A 16788-nucleotide genomic window follows, 5' to 3' on the forward strand; every position below is an offset into this window, starting at 1 on the left:
GACATGATGTTACAGAAAAAGATTTGTATTTTAGGTCCGACAGGAGTGGGCAAGACGAGCTTAGTAAAACAGTATGTTGAGGGTATTTTTTCTGAAAAGTACCTCACTAGTATAGGCGTGAAAATAGATAAAAAACGAGTCGACTTAAGCCCTACACCGGTACAAATGATGCTTTGGGACTTGGAAGGTATCGACAAGTATTGCGGTTTCAATCCTCGCTATTTAAGAGGTGCTGCAGCTTATATCATCGTAGCTGATCAAACTAGAACAACCTCTCTATCAGAGGCCATGGAAATACACAGTGAAGCGCGAAATCATACCGACGTTCCGGCCATCTTAGCCATCAACAAAAGTGACTTAACGGCCTCCAGCACTTGGGATGTAGCTAAAGTTGATGCACACAGCTCAGTATTTCATAAACGCTTTATCACCAGCGCGAAGAGTGGCGAGCAGGTTGAAGACATGTTTGCATTCATAGCGAAAACAATAACGGATTAACAGCATGCAACCTTCTATTATTCAGGCTTTAGGAATTATTGATTGCGCTATTTTAAAATGGAAAAGTCATCACTCTTTTGAAGTCTTGCAAGCACCAAGTAACTGGGTAACTAAACTCATTAGCGATGCGCAAGAAGGCAGCAAAGTAGAAATAGATAATACCAGTGCCTTTCTAAGTGACTTTTTGGTCGACGCACTTGATTTCTGGAAGCTTCATTCTGAAGGGCAAGTCCACAGTGGAATTTGGACTGAAGTGATTGGTGATGAAAACCTTCATCTTGAAGCTATTGCAGCGTGCTCCGACAATCAATGCTATTTGGTCATCAACAACGTTGAGGACACTTACCGAAAACAACAAGAGACTCTTCAATTAGCCCGCGAACTCCTAATTTCAAACGATAAGGTAATTGAGCAGCACGACTACATGCATGAGCGCTTGCGGTCTGTTATGTTGAGCCATGACATGGCAGACAAACATCACATACCAATCAGAGAAGCGATTCAATACGCGTCGATGGGCGTTATTATTACTGATCAGCTTTTCAATGTGCTTGAAGCAAACCCGTCCTCATATTCGGCTTTTGAGCTCGATGCTGATTTAAGTGACCAGTTGCCTATCAATATTCTCATGGAGCTATTAGGTAAACAATATCCAGAAAAAGAACGTATTTTTGAAACAGCGTCTGCTTGGACCGGCGAATTGTATTGGCACGCTCCGCCCAACTTCCATAAATGGCTTCAGCTAAGCATACAACCTGTAAGAGATGAAAATGCGGCGCTCAAAAACTGGATCTTCACCCTGAGTGACACCACCAGAGTGAAGTATCTATTGCAGACCAATGAAGATTTGTCGCTGCACGACGCGCTCACTAAGTTACCCAATCGCCAATATTTCTGGCAAACGCTTGATCAAACGGTGTCGATGTCAACGCCCTTCTATGTCATGTATTTCGATGTAAACAATTTCAAAAGTATTAATGAACTGCATGGCCATCTAACCGGTGACCAAATGCTAGTAAAAATTGCCCAACGTCTTAAAGCGCTGATCCCCGCAGGTGATTTTCTTGCGCGCATTGGTGCAGATGAATTTGCCCTGATTCACTTTTATGAAAATGATCAGAAGACTGATTTCAAGGCCTTTTTAGATGAAACCGTTGAACTTGTGGAAATGATACAAAGTGCATCAACAGAGCCTTACTATACGAATAAAAATCGCCGTTGTGACCTAGCATTAAAAATTGGTGTGTCGAACTACCCAACCGATGCTAGCTCTGTTGAAGAGTTGATGAAGTACGCCGATTTGGCATTACATCACGCCAAACAAGAGGATGCCGACCCCGTACAATTCTATTCACTAGATTTAAAAATCGCTTCTGAACGACGCCTCATCCTTGAAGAGGCGCTCACTAGAGCAATTGAGAGAGAACAATTTGAGCTCTATATTCAGCCTATCTACAACCTCGATACCAATGAAATAGTAAAAGCTGAGGCACTGCTTCGTTGGCATATTTCCGAGAATGAAATGGTTAGCCCGGAAGTGTTTATTCCTATTGCGGAACAAAACGGCCAAATCGTAACTATTGGACGCTGGGTAATTAGCGAAGTGTGTAAGTTATTAGCGAAACTCGATGTCGATGGCATTCATGTTCCAATCAGCCTAAACCTATCACCTCGTCAGATATCCGATCGTCACTTATTTGAATTCATTCATAACAGCGTAACAAAGAATAAAGTATCAGCTGGATTGTTGGAACTTGAGATTACCGAGGGCGTGCTCGTTGATAACCATGACAAGGTGAGAAAGTTACTTCAGGAATTACGAGAAATGGGCGTCACGGTGGCCATTGATGATTTTGGTACGGGCTACAGTTCACTTTCCTATCTCAAATATTTACCCATAGATTCACTGAAAATTGACCAATCCTTTGTATTCGATCTGGCTAAAAACTCAGATGATCAAGCGATTGTATTAGCTGTGATTGCGATGGCCAAAAGTCTCAAACTAGGTGTGGTTGCAGAGGGCATAGAAACAGATTTACAAAAACAGTTCTTAAAGCAGCATGATTGCCTAATTGGTCAAGGTTTCCTTTTAAGTAAACCCCTCAAGGTAAGTGATTTTATTGCGCTAGCGCGACCTCAATAGAAGCTGCGCTCAGCTCTAATTAATGTGTTTTGCCACCGCCTCTAGCAATTGAGCTCTTTCGTAGGGCTTTGGCACGCAGTCATTGAATCCTAGTTGCTCATATAACGCTATGTCGCTTGCCATTACATTTGCCGTGAGCGCAATCACTGGGAGGTTTTTAAGCGCGTCGTTTGCACGTATACGCTTCATGCACTCGCAACCATCCATTATCGGCATCGCAATGTCGAGCAACACTAAATCAACTTTATGGTCCTCTAAGTACTCTAAGGCCTCAACACCATTATAAGCAGAACTTACCTCAACTTGATTTTGGGAAAGCATTGCGCCGGCAATTTCAATATTAATTAGATTGTCGTCTACCACCAAAATACGCTTACCTTTTAAGTCGACACGAGTGCGAGTAAAGGTGTCTACTCGTTGTTCAATATTTTCTAGCTTGTGACGCAAAGTGATACAAAACTTAGTTCCTACACCTACTGAACTTTTTACAGTAATCAAGCCTTCCATTTGTTCAACTAAACGTTTAACAATAGACAAGCCCAAGCCTGATCCACCGCTTTCCCGAGTGGTCGCAAGCTCTGCTTGGGTAAATGCATCAAAAATTTTCGTTAAGTTTTTCTTGGCAATCCCTGTCCCGGAGTCTTGTACATATATTTTTGTAGTTACCAAGCCGTTGTACGCTAATGACTTAATAGTAATATTGACTTTTCCACTCGATGTGAATTTTATCGCATTCGATGTTAGGTTGAACAATATTTGGCTAATTCGAGTTGGGTCGCCGAGCACTCTCACATCTTCTTGCCCAAAATAATCTGTCTCTAAGTACAAGCCCTTATCTGAAGCCTGTTTTTCGAAAAGGACTTGGGTATCGCTAAGTAGTTGTTTGAAACTAAAGGGGATATGCTCTAGCTCTAGTTGATTCGCTTCTATTTTAGATAAATCAAGAATGTCATTAATTATGCTGGTAAGGACTTTAATTGATGCGGAGGCCTTCTCTAAGTGCCCCTTTTGCTCGGCGCTGAGTTCGGTGTTTAGACACAAATCAATGAGGCCATATACGCCGTTCATTGGCGTTCTGATTTCATGGGAAATGTTGGCTAAAAACTGTGATTTTGCCTTGTTGCCTTCCTCAGCTAATAACATGGCATCTTCAGTTTTTTGCTGTAGCAATTTTGCCTCAGTAACATCATGATAGGAAACTAAAATACCAACGAATTCACCCTCATCAGAATGCATTTTTAAATGCATCACATCACGATATCTGGCGTCTCCATCGTCCGTGTTAACTTTTTCTTCGTAACTCAGCTTCTTATTCTCCGATGACAGCAGTTGCTGCTCTAGTTTAAGAAGTCGTTCAGCTTCATCTTTTGAAAAAAAGCTCCCATCGGTCTGACCAATAATGTCACTGACATCATTTACCTTCATTTCATCCAAAAATTGCTTATTTGCGCCAGCATAATTGAGTTTTTTATCCTTCCACAGAATTCCGTAGGGAAGGTTATTGAGTACGGTATTAAGAATGGTTTGCGAATAGCTTAACTCAACCTCTTTTTCTTGAATGTTTGACTGCTGTAGCTCAATCATACTGGTAAGGTATTTAAATAATTTCGTGGTTAAGTAGAGCACTATGGAGTTAACAAAAACATAGCTAATGATATAAACAACCCATGACGATAAGCTCGTTCCATAGGGACCCACATCAACAGCAAATTCAAAGTCAAAATAGGCAAGTGCAATAGCATACGAGACGAATACCATTGCTCCTCCGATGTTAAAGGAGATTGCAGCTCGCAGATTCAGCACCATGCTACTCACTACACCACAAGCATAAAGGAAAATCGTGCCACCAGCGGATAAACCAAAGTTATGAATCCCAGCAACCCCTCCGATAAAAAACATTGAGCATAGGAAAGTTCCTCTGGCGCTATGGCTTAGATGATTCTTGGCAAAGAAAACACTTAAAAATAAAAGCCCGATAAACGCATGAAGATACATCACCGGTAAGAAACCCAAAACGGGCATACGACTGAACGAAGCTAGCATTGAAATCATCACAAAGACCGTGCTTACCGACACTAGCGTGTCAGTAAGTTGGCCGCGTATATCGGCTAGCGTGATGTGCTCGACATTCAATTGCATAGAAAGGGACGACCCACTTTATAGTTGAATATATATCAATATTTACACTCTGCACCTATATTAGCGCAAACTTCGCTAAGATGCTGTAAAACAGAATTTTCTTTTAATCTGCATAGCAGTTAGAGCATTGCTTTTAAGTGCATCGCTTTTAAGTGCATAGCATTTAAATAGATAGCATTGAGGTACAGGCGCTTCGACGGCACGCATCAACACACGTGTTACTATCGCTATGTATCGGCCAAAAGAGAATTTCCTGATATCGACTACTTTCTAGCAGGTATAAAAAAACCCAACACTTTCGAAAGAGTTGGGCTTTTTAAGGTCAAAGCTTAGTAAACTAGCAGTATTTACTGCTTACCGCTTTGAGAATTCAAATACTTGAAGAAATCGCTATCAGGCTCAAGTACTAGCACGTCTTGCTTGCTATTGAAGCTGTTTCTGTAGGCATCCATGCTTCTCAAGAACGAATAAAACTCTGCGTCTTTGGAGAAAGTTTCAGCATATATCTTTGCAGATTGAGCATCACCCTCACCACGAAGCTGTCGAGCGTTTCTCTCGGCGTCGGCAAGCATAATAGTTACCTTGGCATCGATATTAGCGCGAATAATTTCGCCCTGCTCTCGACCTTCAGAGCGATACTCTCTCGCTGCTGCAGCACGTTCAGAGCGCATGCGGTTGAATATAGACTCACTGATTTCAGTAGGAAGGTTGATTTGCTTTACTCTCACATCAACAATCTCAATACCTAGCTCATCTGAGCTTCCAGAGGCCTGCTCCATGGCTTCGTCCATTAGCTCACTTCGCTCGCCAGATACAATCTGTTTAATAGTTCGTGAACCAAACTCAGAACGAAGACCATTGTTGACCTTTTGCTTCAATAAGGTTTCGGCCTGAAATCTATCGCCGCCTGTTGAGAGATAATAGCGTTCAAAGTCTTGAATCTTCCATTTCACATAAGAATCAACGATCAAATCTTCTTTCTCAATAGTCACGAAGCGATCGGGTTGCTCATCAAGCGTTTGAATGCGCGCATCAAGGCGTTTTACTTGGTCGAAAAACGGCATTTTAAAGTGTAAACCAGGCTCGTATACTTCTGTCACACCTTGCTCGTCTTGAAGTACTTTACCAAAACGAACAACAATACTTTTAGTGCCTTCTTTCACGACAAACAAAGAACCATAGCCAATCGCTAAAATGATAACGACAACAACTGCTAGTAAATTTTTCATTCTAGTTTCTCCCTTGTCTGCTAGTTGAACGTATGTTTGAGCTTTGAATGCGCGTTTGCGTATTGTCTGACTCAGCCGAACTACGTAAGCCTTCTAAGGTATTCTTGGCTTGGTCACGTTGTGCTTGTGTTTGCACGTTTTGACGCTCCATTATTTTATCCAAAGGTAAGTACATCATGTTGCCGCTACCTTCAGTATCAACCATGATCTTACTTGTGCTCGAAAATACGTGCTCCATTGTTTCTAAGTAGATACGCTGGCGAGTTACCTCAGGTGCTGCACGATATTGTGGTAATAATTCTTCGAAACGTGCAACTTCACCTTGAGCTTCTAATATTGAACGCTCTTTGTAAGCTTGTGCTTCTTCATTCATACGATTGACTTGTCCACGTGCCTTTGGCTCGAGCTCTCTTGCATAGGCCTCAGCTTCACGAATGAAGCGCACCTCATCCTCTTGAGCGGCAATAGCGTCATCGAAAGCAGCCTTCACTTCTTGTGGCGGACGGGCATCTTTAAAGTTCATATCAATAATTGCGACGCCAATGTTATAGGCTGCGATGATATCTTCAAGCTCGTCACGCACCCTCTGGCGCGCAGTTTCACGACCATCTGTTAGTATGTCGTCCATTTTTGTGTGACCCACGACGTAGCGAATCGCACTGTCGAGCGCTTGACTCAAACTCATTTCTGGATCGGTGACTGAGAAAGTCCATTGGTAAGGGTCAGAAATTCGATACTGCATTTCCATTTCAACTCTTACCATGTTCTCGTCTTCAGTTAGCATGTTACCCGCAGAACCTTGGTCGCGAATGCTTTGTACATTAACGGGGATAACCTCGTCGATGAAGGTCATTTTCCAGCTTAAACCAGGTTGAGCCAGCACGCCGGTATTTTCACCGAAGCGAAGTAACACGCCACGCTCTGCTTCCTTAATGGTGTAGAAACCACTAAGTGCCCAAATAACGGCTAATATTACTAAAAGTAATCCTATACCCATGCCGGTATAGCTCTTTCCGCTACCGCCGCCACCGGCTTTACCAAATTTCCCAAATAGGTTTTTCAGTACGTCGTCTAAATCAGGTGGACCTTGCTCTTTGCCACCGCGGTTTTTCCAAGGGTCGTTTTTATCACCACCCGGCTCGTTCCAAGCCATATATTTACTCCGTTAGTAAAGTCTCAATATAAATACGCACAGCTCAATCGAATAGATTTTCGATAGAGCAAAATAACTTGTAAAATTTTAGTCTAACTACTGAATTACGTACTCAGTTAAACGATGCTCAAGTTGTTTGTCAATCTTGTGCCAATCACTTTCAAGCATTTTAACCTCAACAAGCCAATCTCCGTCATCGGAATAGCTTTGGTCTAGAATACAATTTAGATTATAGAGTATTCCTCGCAACCTGCCCTCATTTGGTGGAATTTTTAAATTGTGCTCCACCATAGCCTTGCTTAAACATTCAGTGAGGGCAGTTTTTAATAAATCAATCCCTAAACCTTGCTGAGCTGATACCCAAACACGAATCGGCTTACCATTTTCGTCTCTGTCAATTTTGGGATCCACGCCTTCAAGGCGGTCAATTTTGTTACATATGATAAGCTGAGGCACGTCACCAGCATCTATTTCATCGAGAACTTCGTTTACTTGATCGATGTTTTCTAAGTACTGTTCGTCAGCATAATCGATTACGTGCAGCAAAATATCAGCTTCTTGAGTTTCTTGCAGTGTTGCTTTAAACGCGGCAACTAAGTCATGTGGCAAATGACGAATAAAGCCCACTGTATCAGCAAGTATCGCCTGACCTACTTCAGCCAACTCAATCTTTCGCAGAGTCGGATCGAGCGTCGCAAAGAGCTGATCAGCAGCATAAACACCGGCGTCGGTAATAGTATTAAATAAAGTCGATTTACCCGCATTGGTATAGCCCACCAATGACACGGTCGGTATTTCAGCGCGCTTACGCGATCTTCTGCCTTGTTCGCGTTGCTTCTGCACCTTTGCCAAGCGTTTTAATATGGCTTTGATTCTGCCGCGCAATAAACGTCTATCGGTTTCAAGTTGGGTTTCACCTGGGCCGCGAAGGCCAATTCCACCTTTTTGACGTTCTAGGTGAGTCCAGCCTCGTATTAATCGCGTTGATAAGTGGCGTAACTGAGCCAGCTCAACTTGCAACTTACCTTCGTGGGTGCGAGCACGTTGCGCAAAAATATCTAAGATAAGGCTAGTGCGGTCGAGCACACGACAACAGATTAGCGCCTCAAGGTTTCGTTCTTGAGAGGGTGATAGCTGATGGTTAAAAATAACCACATCTGCTCCGATTGCCTGCACTGTATCGGCTATTTCTTGTGCCTTGCCGCTGCCAATAAAGTACTTAGCATGAGGCACGCTGCGCGAAGTTGAGATAATTGATGCGGTCTTCACGCCGGCTGAACTGACTAGCATCTGAAGTTCGTTGACATCTTCTTTGTTACTTTCGTCGGAAAAATCAACATGAACTAAAACGGCCTGTTCACCGGCTTCATAACGATCAAACAAATAGGGCTCCGTTAATAATAATTGGAATTAGAACAACAACTACCAAATCCTGACATACAACGGAGTCTTCGCTTATTCGCCTTGTGATTCACCGTCGCCAGAGGTTGGCATAACAATAGCGCGAGCAGGCACCACCGTTGATATAGCATGCTTGTAAACCATTTGGCTTACTGTATTTTTAAGCAAGATTACGAATTGGTCAAACGACTCAACTTGGCCTTGCAATTTAATGCCATTAACAAGATAGATAGACACTGGAATACGCTCTTTCCTCAGTGCATTTAAGAAGGGGTCTTGTAGTGATTGACCTTTAGCCATGTGCGATCCTTACTCTTATTATTATGTTTTTAATTATTATTGAATTGCTTCACTATCTCCAGTGTATACCATTGCGCCACTAATATGTACCGATTTTACGAGATCCTGTGCAAAATCAAGTTCATATTTTGTTCATCACCCGTTAACAGCTCAGTTGCGCCATCCCAAGACCTAAGCCAAGTGATTTGTCTTTTAGCCAGTTGTCGTGTGGCAATAATTCCTTTTTCACGCATTTCTGAATGTGCTTTCTCGCCTTCGCCATACTCTCCGTGCAAATATTGCCACATTTGCCGGTAGCCCACACTGCGAATTGAAGGTAAATCGGCATGCAGCCTTGTGTCTTTGCACAAAGCTTCTACTTCTTGTTCAAATTTATTCTGTAACATTTGATCAAAGCGTTGGGCAATGCGCTCATGCAAGTGCTCACGTTGACTCGGCATCAAGCTAAACTGAATAAACTCATACGGCAGTTGCGGCGGTTTAACCGATTGCAGGAAGGTCATCGTTTTCCCCGTTAAACGATACACTTCAATGGCGCGCATGATTCGCTGAGGGTCATTTTCATGGATTCTTTGGGCACTTTGCGCATCAAAACTCGCTAAATATTGGTGAGCAGCTTGCAGACCATCACGATCTATCATTTCCTGAATGTCTTTTCGCAGCTCAGCGTTGGCGTTTGGCAAAGGCGACAAACCTTTTATTAGGGCATTGAAATACATCATGGTGCCGCCCGCTAATATTGGCACTTTTCCCCGAGACACAATGTCCTCAATGCAAGCCACTGCATCGCGCCTAAATTCAGCCACTGAATAAACCTCATGTGGCTCAATAATATCGATAAGCCAATGCTTTACGCCGCGCATCTCTGCACTATCTGGCTTTGCAGTGCCAATATCCATGCCTTTGTAAATAAGGGCAGAATCAACCGAGATGACTTCTCCGTCGATGCGCTTAGCAAGCTCGATTGCCAGCGCTGTTTTTCCGGACGCGGTCGGCCCCATAAGAGAAATAACCTTGGGAAAGCTGCTCTCAGCAAAATCGGCATGGTCACTTTGGGGCTGGCTAGGTCTATTAATGTTCACTGGATGTTACTTGGCTATTAAATAATGGAGCTGGCTCTGGAAGGGTCAGTTCGGTTGCATACTCTGCAATTAAAGCAACTATTTCACTTGTGCTTAATGCTGCCAAATAATGACCAAGCTCAACATGGCTAAAATTAGAAGACTTAGCCCACTGATAACACAGAAACTGTAATAATTCCTCGTTCGATTGGAAAGCTTCGTCGTGACCAAGTAATGCTGGAAAAATCGATACCCACGGCAAGTGCCTAAGTGCTGCAGGTACTTGCTTTAAAATCCATTTTTGCATTTGCTGTTTAATATCAAACCCTAAGCTTTCCAGTCGCTCTATATTGGCGACATCACCTTCTTGTTTTACCGATACCGGCATAAGTAAAGGTTGCTGAACTTGCGAAGCTAGCACTTGTTTACACAACACTGTCGCGGGCACAATAAAGCTTGGAAGTAACTGCACTGTCTTATCTTCAGTAAATAACATGCGGTTGTCTGCGGTTAATATCCATCCACCCGCACTCGATATGTTGGGCTCAGCAGAGTTCGTTGACGATGACGCTTTTGGGTCGAGTTGGCTGTCAGATCTGCTCATCAGGTTTTGGTAGCTCGCCGATGCTGCTGCAGGAACGCTAGCCTTAGCCTTATAACTTCCACTTGTTTGTTTGCCCTGAAAACCATGCTGTTGGGGTCTAAACTGGGCTGACACCGAGTGCGATTGTGAGTCTGCCCTCGTGGCGGCTAAGGGCACGATATAATCGGTATTGTTATGCGCAACTTGAGACAGAGCACTGTGCTTTTGGTCAACATCCTTTTGGTAACCATGTTTAGGCTGCTCGAACAAAGGTGGCGTGCTGTTAGTGTGTGGAGTATCTGCCTCAGCTGGATTTTCACTAAACTCCATCGCTTCAGTGTCGACACTGTGTAGCAAGGCATCAGATACACTTTTATAAATAACATCGTGTACTTGACGAGTTTTATGAAAGCGCACCTCATGTTTTGCGGGGTGTACATTTACGTCGAGTTCGTTGGCAGGCATTTCGATATAAAGCACAAATGCTGGGTAGCTTTGTGCATCTATCATCCCTTCGAAGGCTTGTTTGATAGCGTGAATAATAACGCGGTCTTTCATCATCCGACCATTTACAAAGCTATATTGCAGATCGTTAGTTCTACGCCCTTTGCCGACTGCATTACACCACCCCCAAATCTTAACCCCCTCAAATTCACCTAAAACCGGAATACTCTGCTGCAAGAAACCTTGCCCACATATGGCAGCTAGGCGTTTATGCTGTAGCTCTTCACTCAGTGCAGGTAGACGATGAATGACCTTGCCATTATGTTTTAGAGTGAAAGCAACATGGAAATGACTTAAGGCAATCCGTTTGAGCATTTCGTCCACATGCTGAAATTCAGTTTTTTCGGCTTTGAGGAATTTGCGCCTGGCGGGAGTATTAAAAAATAAGTCTAATACCTCTACTGATGTTCCCTTAGGATGAGCCGTTGGATTTAGCTCTATATCCATTTCGCGGCCTTCACAATGGGCTTGCCAAGCTTCGCTTTGTTCTTCGGTTTTTGAGCTTAAGCTAAGGCGACTCACAGAGCTAATACTCGCTAGTGCTTCGCCGCGAAAACCCAAGCTAGTAATTGACTCCAAATCATCGATATCTTCTATCTTACTGGTTGCATGGCGGCTGAGCGCTAATCCAAGCTGATCTTTCGGAATACCCTTACCGTTATCGCGAATGAGCATGCGTTTATGCCCACCACGCTCAAGCTCTACCAATATATCAGTCGCGCCTGCGTCAATACTGTTTTCGACCAACTCTTTGATCACCGAAGCCGGACGCTCAACCACTTCTCCGGCGGCGATCTGGTTTGCTAGTCTTGCAGGGAGGGTTTTGATAGTCATTATTCTGTGCTTACCATTGTTATTGATACAGAGAATGAAAGCGTCATTGACGCTAATCGCGGGGTATGGTTAATACTTGCCCGATTCTGACCAAGTCACTTTTCAGGTTATTTTCAGTCTTTAATTTCGTTAACGAAACATTATAGCGCTGGGCTAATACTGACAGTGAGTCGCCGCTTTGAACTGTGTGGGTTCTGGGCGCAGCATCTCGTTCTTGAGCCCACAAAGTGCCTTCAGGTGGCGCATTTCTGAAATAGCGTTTAATAGACGTGAATAGAGAATCAGCCAGTTGCTGTCGATAAGCTCGCCAGTTTAAGTTCTTCTCTTCTTGAGGATTTGAAATAAAGCCTACCTCAACCAATATAGACGGTGTTTCGGGTGCAGTGAGTACAGCTAAACTGGCGCTTTGAGGTACTTTTTTGTGCATGCGCGTCACTTTCTTCATTTCGTTTATGACCTTGTTGCTAATGTCGTAGCTTGAAGCCCGCGATAAATCCATCGACATATTAAAAATAGTCTCGGCGAAGTAGCGCTCGGTGTCTCGGTCGCCAATCACATCAGCTGCCGAACCTAGCAACTGAGAATCTCTCTCTGTTCGTTCCAGCAACCGACCGAGTTCACTGTCGGCTCTGCCTTTAGACAAGACCCATACGGAACCGCCTCGCGGCTGAGGAGTGGTAAATGCATCAGCGTGAATTGATACCAATAAATCGGCATTTGCTTTTGTTGCGACACTGGGGCGGTCATTGGGGCTAATGTAGTAGTCACCACTGCGAGTCATTACTGCTTTTAGCCCAGGCTCATCATTTATTTTTTTCTCGAGCATCTTACTAATACTCAAGGTAATATTTTTTTCGTAGGTACCTTTAGGGCCAATTGAGCCAGGGTCATTGCCACCATGGCCTGCATCGATTACTACAATAATATCTTTGTCACGCTTCGGAGCGGCCGTATTAGTGAGCACAGGAGCAGGATTAGGATCTTTCAAATCAATCACGACTCGATGTCCAAACTCTGCGCTAGGTGTTAGCGTAAACATGCTAGGATCTATTGGCTTGTTGAGCTCAATTACCATTCGCATGTCACTTTTCGACTTAGGTGTTGAGTGCCTTATTTTTTTTATTAAGTTGCTATCGTTGGGTATTTTTGAAAAATCAAAGTCACGATTCGTATTTTTTAAATCTATGACCAATCTCTCGGGGGATGTTAATTTAAAGTAGGAGAAGGAGGTTTGCTTTGACACATCCAACACAACGCGTGTGGAGTCTCTGCTAGGAGACACCCTCATGCCAGTAACATCGCTTTGCGACTGAGCATACGATTGGGCGTGCAAAAACATGCTAATAAAACTGATTAGCAAAACACCGAATATTCGACCTGCTATGTTAAACTTCTTCATCCGATTGCTTTTTATCCGTGCTTTTGTGACCAAAATCTATGTGCCAATTGTTCAGTGAACTTTGAGTATGAAAACCCCGATAAGTTCGGGTTTATGAAAGATATAAAACTCAGCTCCTATGGCGCTAAAGAGTATCATAATTTATATCAATCACACAGAACAGGATGAAGACGCTTTTCCACGGATAATTCTAACTACTTATATAGGCTTTAATAACCAAGCGCTTTAATCACAAAATGAGAGTGAACGTAAAATTTCCTCACCTTTTTGCGTATTTGAACTTAGACTAAAAACGCGCTCTTTTTGAACAACTTCAATGGCAATATTGATGTCGGCATCGGGCAATAAGCCCCAACCTCGGTCGGGCCACTCAATTAAACATAGACTGTCGTCATTAAAGTAGTCCCTAATCCCCATGAACTCGAGTTCTTCTGGGTCTGCTAAGCGATATAAGTCAAAATGAAACAGCTTTAATTCACCAATTTCATAGGGCTCTACCAGAGTGTAGGTTGGACTTTTTACGCTGCCAGAATGGCCAAGAGAATGCAGAAAATGACGACTAAAAGTTGTTTTTCCTGCTCCCAAAGTACCTTCTAAAAATAAGGTGGTACCGCCAAGTTTTTTACTTGTAATGGCCCTTGCAAAGGTTTTCGCTAAGATGTTCGTTTGCGCTTCACTCGACGCTACAAAAGTTGCTGTTGCCATTCGCGCTGTTACCCTTAATTACATTTATTCGTTGATTAAATAACGAACTGTGTCAAACAGATCGCTCGCGAGAAGCCCTCGCTGCCCTTTTTCTTCTGCAACTAGGTCACCAGCCTTTGCATGGAGCGATACACCATACTGACAAGCTAGGTTAGTCGCAACCCCTTGGGCCATTAAAGAACCTATAATACCTGTGAGCACATCGCCCATTCCAGCTGTTGCCATACCGGGGTTTCCATGACGACATACCCAAGAATCTTGCTCGTCGTCTATAATAGTCCCAGCACCTTTAAGTACGCAAGTTGCGTGATACCTCTCGGCGCATTGGCGTGCAAACACAAAACGGTTATTTTCGACTTCTTCTACACTTACACTGAGGAGTCGAGCAGCTTCGCCACTGTGAGGAGTGATGACGCAATCATCAATAGTCACAAAAGATGCCGTGCTTGCCATCACGTTTAAGGCATCAGCGTCGATAACCATCGGCTTAGGGTTTTCTTGGCAGTATGCCAAGACTTCATTAAAAGTATCCTTACTCCATTGATCTTGGCCTAGGCCAGGACCTATAACGATGCAAGTAGCCCATTCCAATGCCGCTTTCAAGCCACTTGAGGTTACCATTAACTCGGGGCGCCCAGCACTTATTTGTATTTTTGAGCCTTCATGAGCATACACCTTCACCAAGCCAGTACCGCTGCGAAGTGCAGCCTCAGCACTCAGTCTGATAGCCCCCGCCATTCCAGCATTACCACCAATACAAAGCAAGCGCCCATAACTGCCTTTGTGACTGTGCACGGGTCGTGGTGCTAACCCTTTAAAATGAGCGATGTCGAGTGCATTAGCATCGCTTCTGGCTATGTCGGAGAACGCTTTGCCTATGCCTAAATCTTCAAAAATGAGTTTTCCACACGACTGCTTGCCCGCCCCTGTAGTTAAGCCCAACTTAATGCCGATAAATGTGATGGTAATATCGGCTTGAATGCAGCGCCCTAAGGATTCCCCAGTATCCGCGTCTAAGCCGCTTGGTAAATCGATACTCACCACTGGAATACCTGAGCTGTTAATTGAGTCAATAACGTCGGCAAATTCATTACGTATAAGGCCAACAATACCGATACCCAATAACGCATCGATGACCAAATCGCAACGCTCTAGCATAGCAGCGTCAAAAGCTTCTACTTTGCCACCATTATCTAGCCAGGCCTTTTGTGCTCTAGCAACATCACCTGTGACTTCGCGTTCCGGCTCAATCGCGCATAAAATAACATTTTTACCTGCGTTCACCGCATTCAGTGCCGTAATATAACCGTCGCCGGCATTGTTACCGACCCCGACTAGAATAAGATAAGTATCGGTATTAGGCATGAGTGATATGCAGCGCTCAAATACAGCTTTACCTGCTCGTTGCATTAGCTCAAACTTGGTTATTCCTACTTTTGCTGCGGCTTCTAACTCAAGATGTTTAACTTGAGCTGCGCGGTAGAGTTTCTGTGTTAAACTTGGAGTTGTGTTTTTATGCAACATGCGATTGTGTCCGTGGAATATGTCCGTAATTAAATCGATAGATGTAAATCAGCTTGCGAACAATATCAAGACTTGGGGAAAGGCGCTAGGCTTTCAGCAAGTTGGTATCAGTGATATTGATCTGAGTCAGCATGAAAGTGCCCTAAAAGACTGGCTTGCAAACGGCTATCACGGCGATATGAGCTTTTTGGAGCGCAATATCGAAAAACGCTTAAACCCTGCTGAATTATTACCAGGAACACTCAGAATTATTAGCGTTCGCATGGATTACCTTCCGCCAGACGCCTCTTTTGCAAGCAATCTTCGTTCGAGCTCTACCGCTTATATAAGTCGCTATGCTTTGGGTAGAGACTATCACAAAGTTCTACGTAAGCGCTTGAGCCAACTGGCTAATCAAATAAGCGAATACACGCAGGATTTGTCCTTTCGTCCGTTTGTCGACTCGGCTCCCGTGCTAGAACATGCCATCGCAGAGAAAGCTGGGCTGGGCTGGACGGGCAAACACTCACTCACGATCAACAAAGAGGCAGGGTCATATTTCTTTTTGGGGGAGCTATTTATCAATCTTCCTCTGCCAATCGATGAGCCTGTAGAAGAGAATTGCGGTAAGTGTACTGCGTGCATTTCGATTTGCCCGACTCAGGCTATTGTGGCGCCTTATGTAGTCGACGCGAAAAAATGTATTTCTTACCTCACTATAGAAAATGATAAGGCTATTCCTTTGCAATTTCGAAAGGCAATGGGCAACCGAATATATGGCTGCGACGACTGCCAACTGATTTGCCCGTGGAATAAATATGCTGACACCACCAAAGAAAAAGATTTTTTCGCTCGGCAACACATGCACAATCGTTCATTGATCGACCTGTTTGCATGGAGTGAAGAACAATTTTTAACCAATACTGAAGGCTCTGCGATTCGACGTATTGGATACGAAAAGTGGCAACGTAACCTAGCAGTTGGTATTGGTAATATTCAACCGAAAAGTGAGCACGAACGCGAGGCTCTCATCCATGCTCTAAAAGGAGGCTTGAGTGGCTGTAGCGAACTCGTCAAGGAGCATGTTGAATGGGCGATGAATGAACTTATGTCGGTTGTTGTATCCGAAGGCAAAGACGCCGAGAGCGACGACAAACTATCGACGCTATTGTCACCATCGACGCTTTCCCGCCAAACACGCCGATTAGCAAGAAGTGTTGAAAAAGGCATGCCGAAACACAGCTAACTCTTTGTATAAATGGAAAACACCGCAATCAGAGGGGCTTCCGACTGCGGTGCTTAGTACACGCTACTGGATGATGTTTTCAGAAGCAGT

General features: G+C 43.8%; 13 protein-coding genes. 3 read left to right on the top strand and 10 right to left on the bottom strand.

The genetic code is table 11. The features are described from left to right. Positions 1-6 precede the first annotated feature (6 nt). Complete coding sequence (locus ISG33_RS11915) at positions 7-498, top strand: Rab family GTPase (protein ID WP_195734387.1); 492 nt, start codon at positions 7-9, stop codon at positions 496-498. A 4-nt stretch (positions 499-502) separates the two neighbouring features. Next, on the top strand, positions 503-2641 hold the full coding sequence (locus tag ISG33_RS11920; protein WP_195733856.1) for a putative bifunctional diguanylate cyclase/phosphodiesterase: 2139 nt from the start codon (positions 503-505) through the stop codon (positions 2639-2641). A gap of 15 nt (positions 2642-2656) precedes the next feature. On the opposite strand, the gene ISG33_RS11925 is transcribed toward ISG33_RS11920, so the two are convergent. From ISG33_RS11925 to ISG33_RS11970, 10 genes are all read right to left on the bottom strand, one after another. Next, positions 2657-4780 carry a response regulator gene (locus tag ISG33_RS11925; protein ID WP_195733857.1) on the bottom strand — a complete coding sequence of 708 codons (2124 nt, stop codon included), beginning with the start codon at positions 4778-4780 and terminating at the stop codon, positions 2657-2659. 347 nt (positions 4781-5127) lie between these two features. Continuing rightward, on the bottom strand, positions 5128-6009 hold the full coding sequence (gene hflC / locus ISG33_RS11930) for a protease modulator HflC (protein ID WP_195733858.1): 882 nt from the start codon (positions 6007-6009) through the stop codon (positions 5128-5130). 1 nt (position 6010) lies between these two features. Further along, a complete protein-coding gene (hflK, locus tag ISG33_RS11935) occupies positions 6011-7162 on the bottom strand; it encodes an FtsH protease activity modulator HflK (RefSeq protein ID WP_195733859.1) in 1152 nt (383 codons plus the stop codon). A gap of 96 nt (positions 7163-7258) precedes the next feature. After that, positions 7259-8545, bottom strand: a complete 1287-nt coding sequence (gene hflX, locus ISG33_RS11940) for a ribosome rescue GTPase HflX (protein ID WP_195733860.1) — start codon at positions 8543-8545, stop codon at positions 7259-7261. A gap of 72 nt (positions 8546-8617) precedes the next feature. Next, entirely contained in the window at positions 8618-8863 is a 246-nt protein-coding gene (gene hfq / locus ISG33_RS11945) for an RNA chaperone Hfq (RefSeq protein WP_195733861.1), read from the bottom strand. 95 nt (positions 8864-8958) lie between these two features. Continuing rightward, positions 8959-9939: a tRNA (adenosine(37)-N6)-dimethylallyltransferase MiaA gene (miaA, locus tag ISG33_RS11950; protein ID WP_370545334.1), complete on the bottom strand. Its 981-nt coding sequence runs from the start codon at positions 9937-9939 to the stop codon at positions 8959-8961. Further along, entirely contained in the window at positions 9935-11845 is a 1911-nt protein-coding gene (gene mutL, locus ISG33_RS11955) for a DNA mismatch repair endonuclease MutL (RefSeq protein ID WP_195733862.1), read from the bottom strand. Before mutL ends, miaA begins: the two co-directional genes overlap by 5 nt. A 52-nt stretch (positions 11846-11897) precedes the next feature. Beyond that, on the bottom strand, positions 11898-13244 hold the full coding sequence (locus ISG33_RS11960; RefSeq protein WP_195733863.1) for an N-acetylmuramoyl-L-alanine amidase: 1347 nt from the start codon (positions 13242-13244) through the stop codon (positions 11898-11900). Positions 13245-13469: 225 nt separating this feature from the next. Continuing rightward, positions 13470-13949: a tRNA (adenosine(37)-N6)-threonylcarbamoyltransferase complex ATPase subunit type 1 TsaE gene (gene tsaE, locus ISG33_RS11965; RefSeq protein ID WP_195733864.1), complete on the bottom strand. Its 480-nt coding sequence runs from the start codon at positions 13947-13949 to the stop codon at positions 13470-13472. Positions 13950-13973: 24 nt separating this feature from the next. Beyond that, positions 13974-15473 (bottom strand): NAD(P)H-hydrate dehydratase, encoded by a 1500-nt coding sequence (locus ISG33_RS11970; protein ID WP_195733865.1) that lies wholly within the window; start codon positions 15471-15473, stop codon positions 13974-13976. 19 nt (positions 15474-15492) lie between these two features. Between ISG33_RS11970 and queG the strand changes: the two genes are divergently transcribed. Beyond that, a complete protein-coding gene (gene queG / locus ISG33_RS11975; RefSeq protein ID WP_195733866.1) occupies positions 15493-16698 on the top strand; it encodes a tRNA epoxyqueuosine(34) reductase QueG in 1206 nt (401 codons plus the stop codon). Positions 16699-16788 lie beyond the last annotated feature (90 nt).

The organism is Marinibium conchae (genome assembly GCF_015595035.1).
Classification (GTDB): Bacteria; Pseudomonadota; Gammaproteobacteria; order Enterobacterales; family Alteromonadaceae; genus Glaciecola.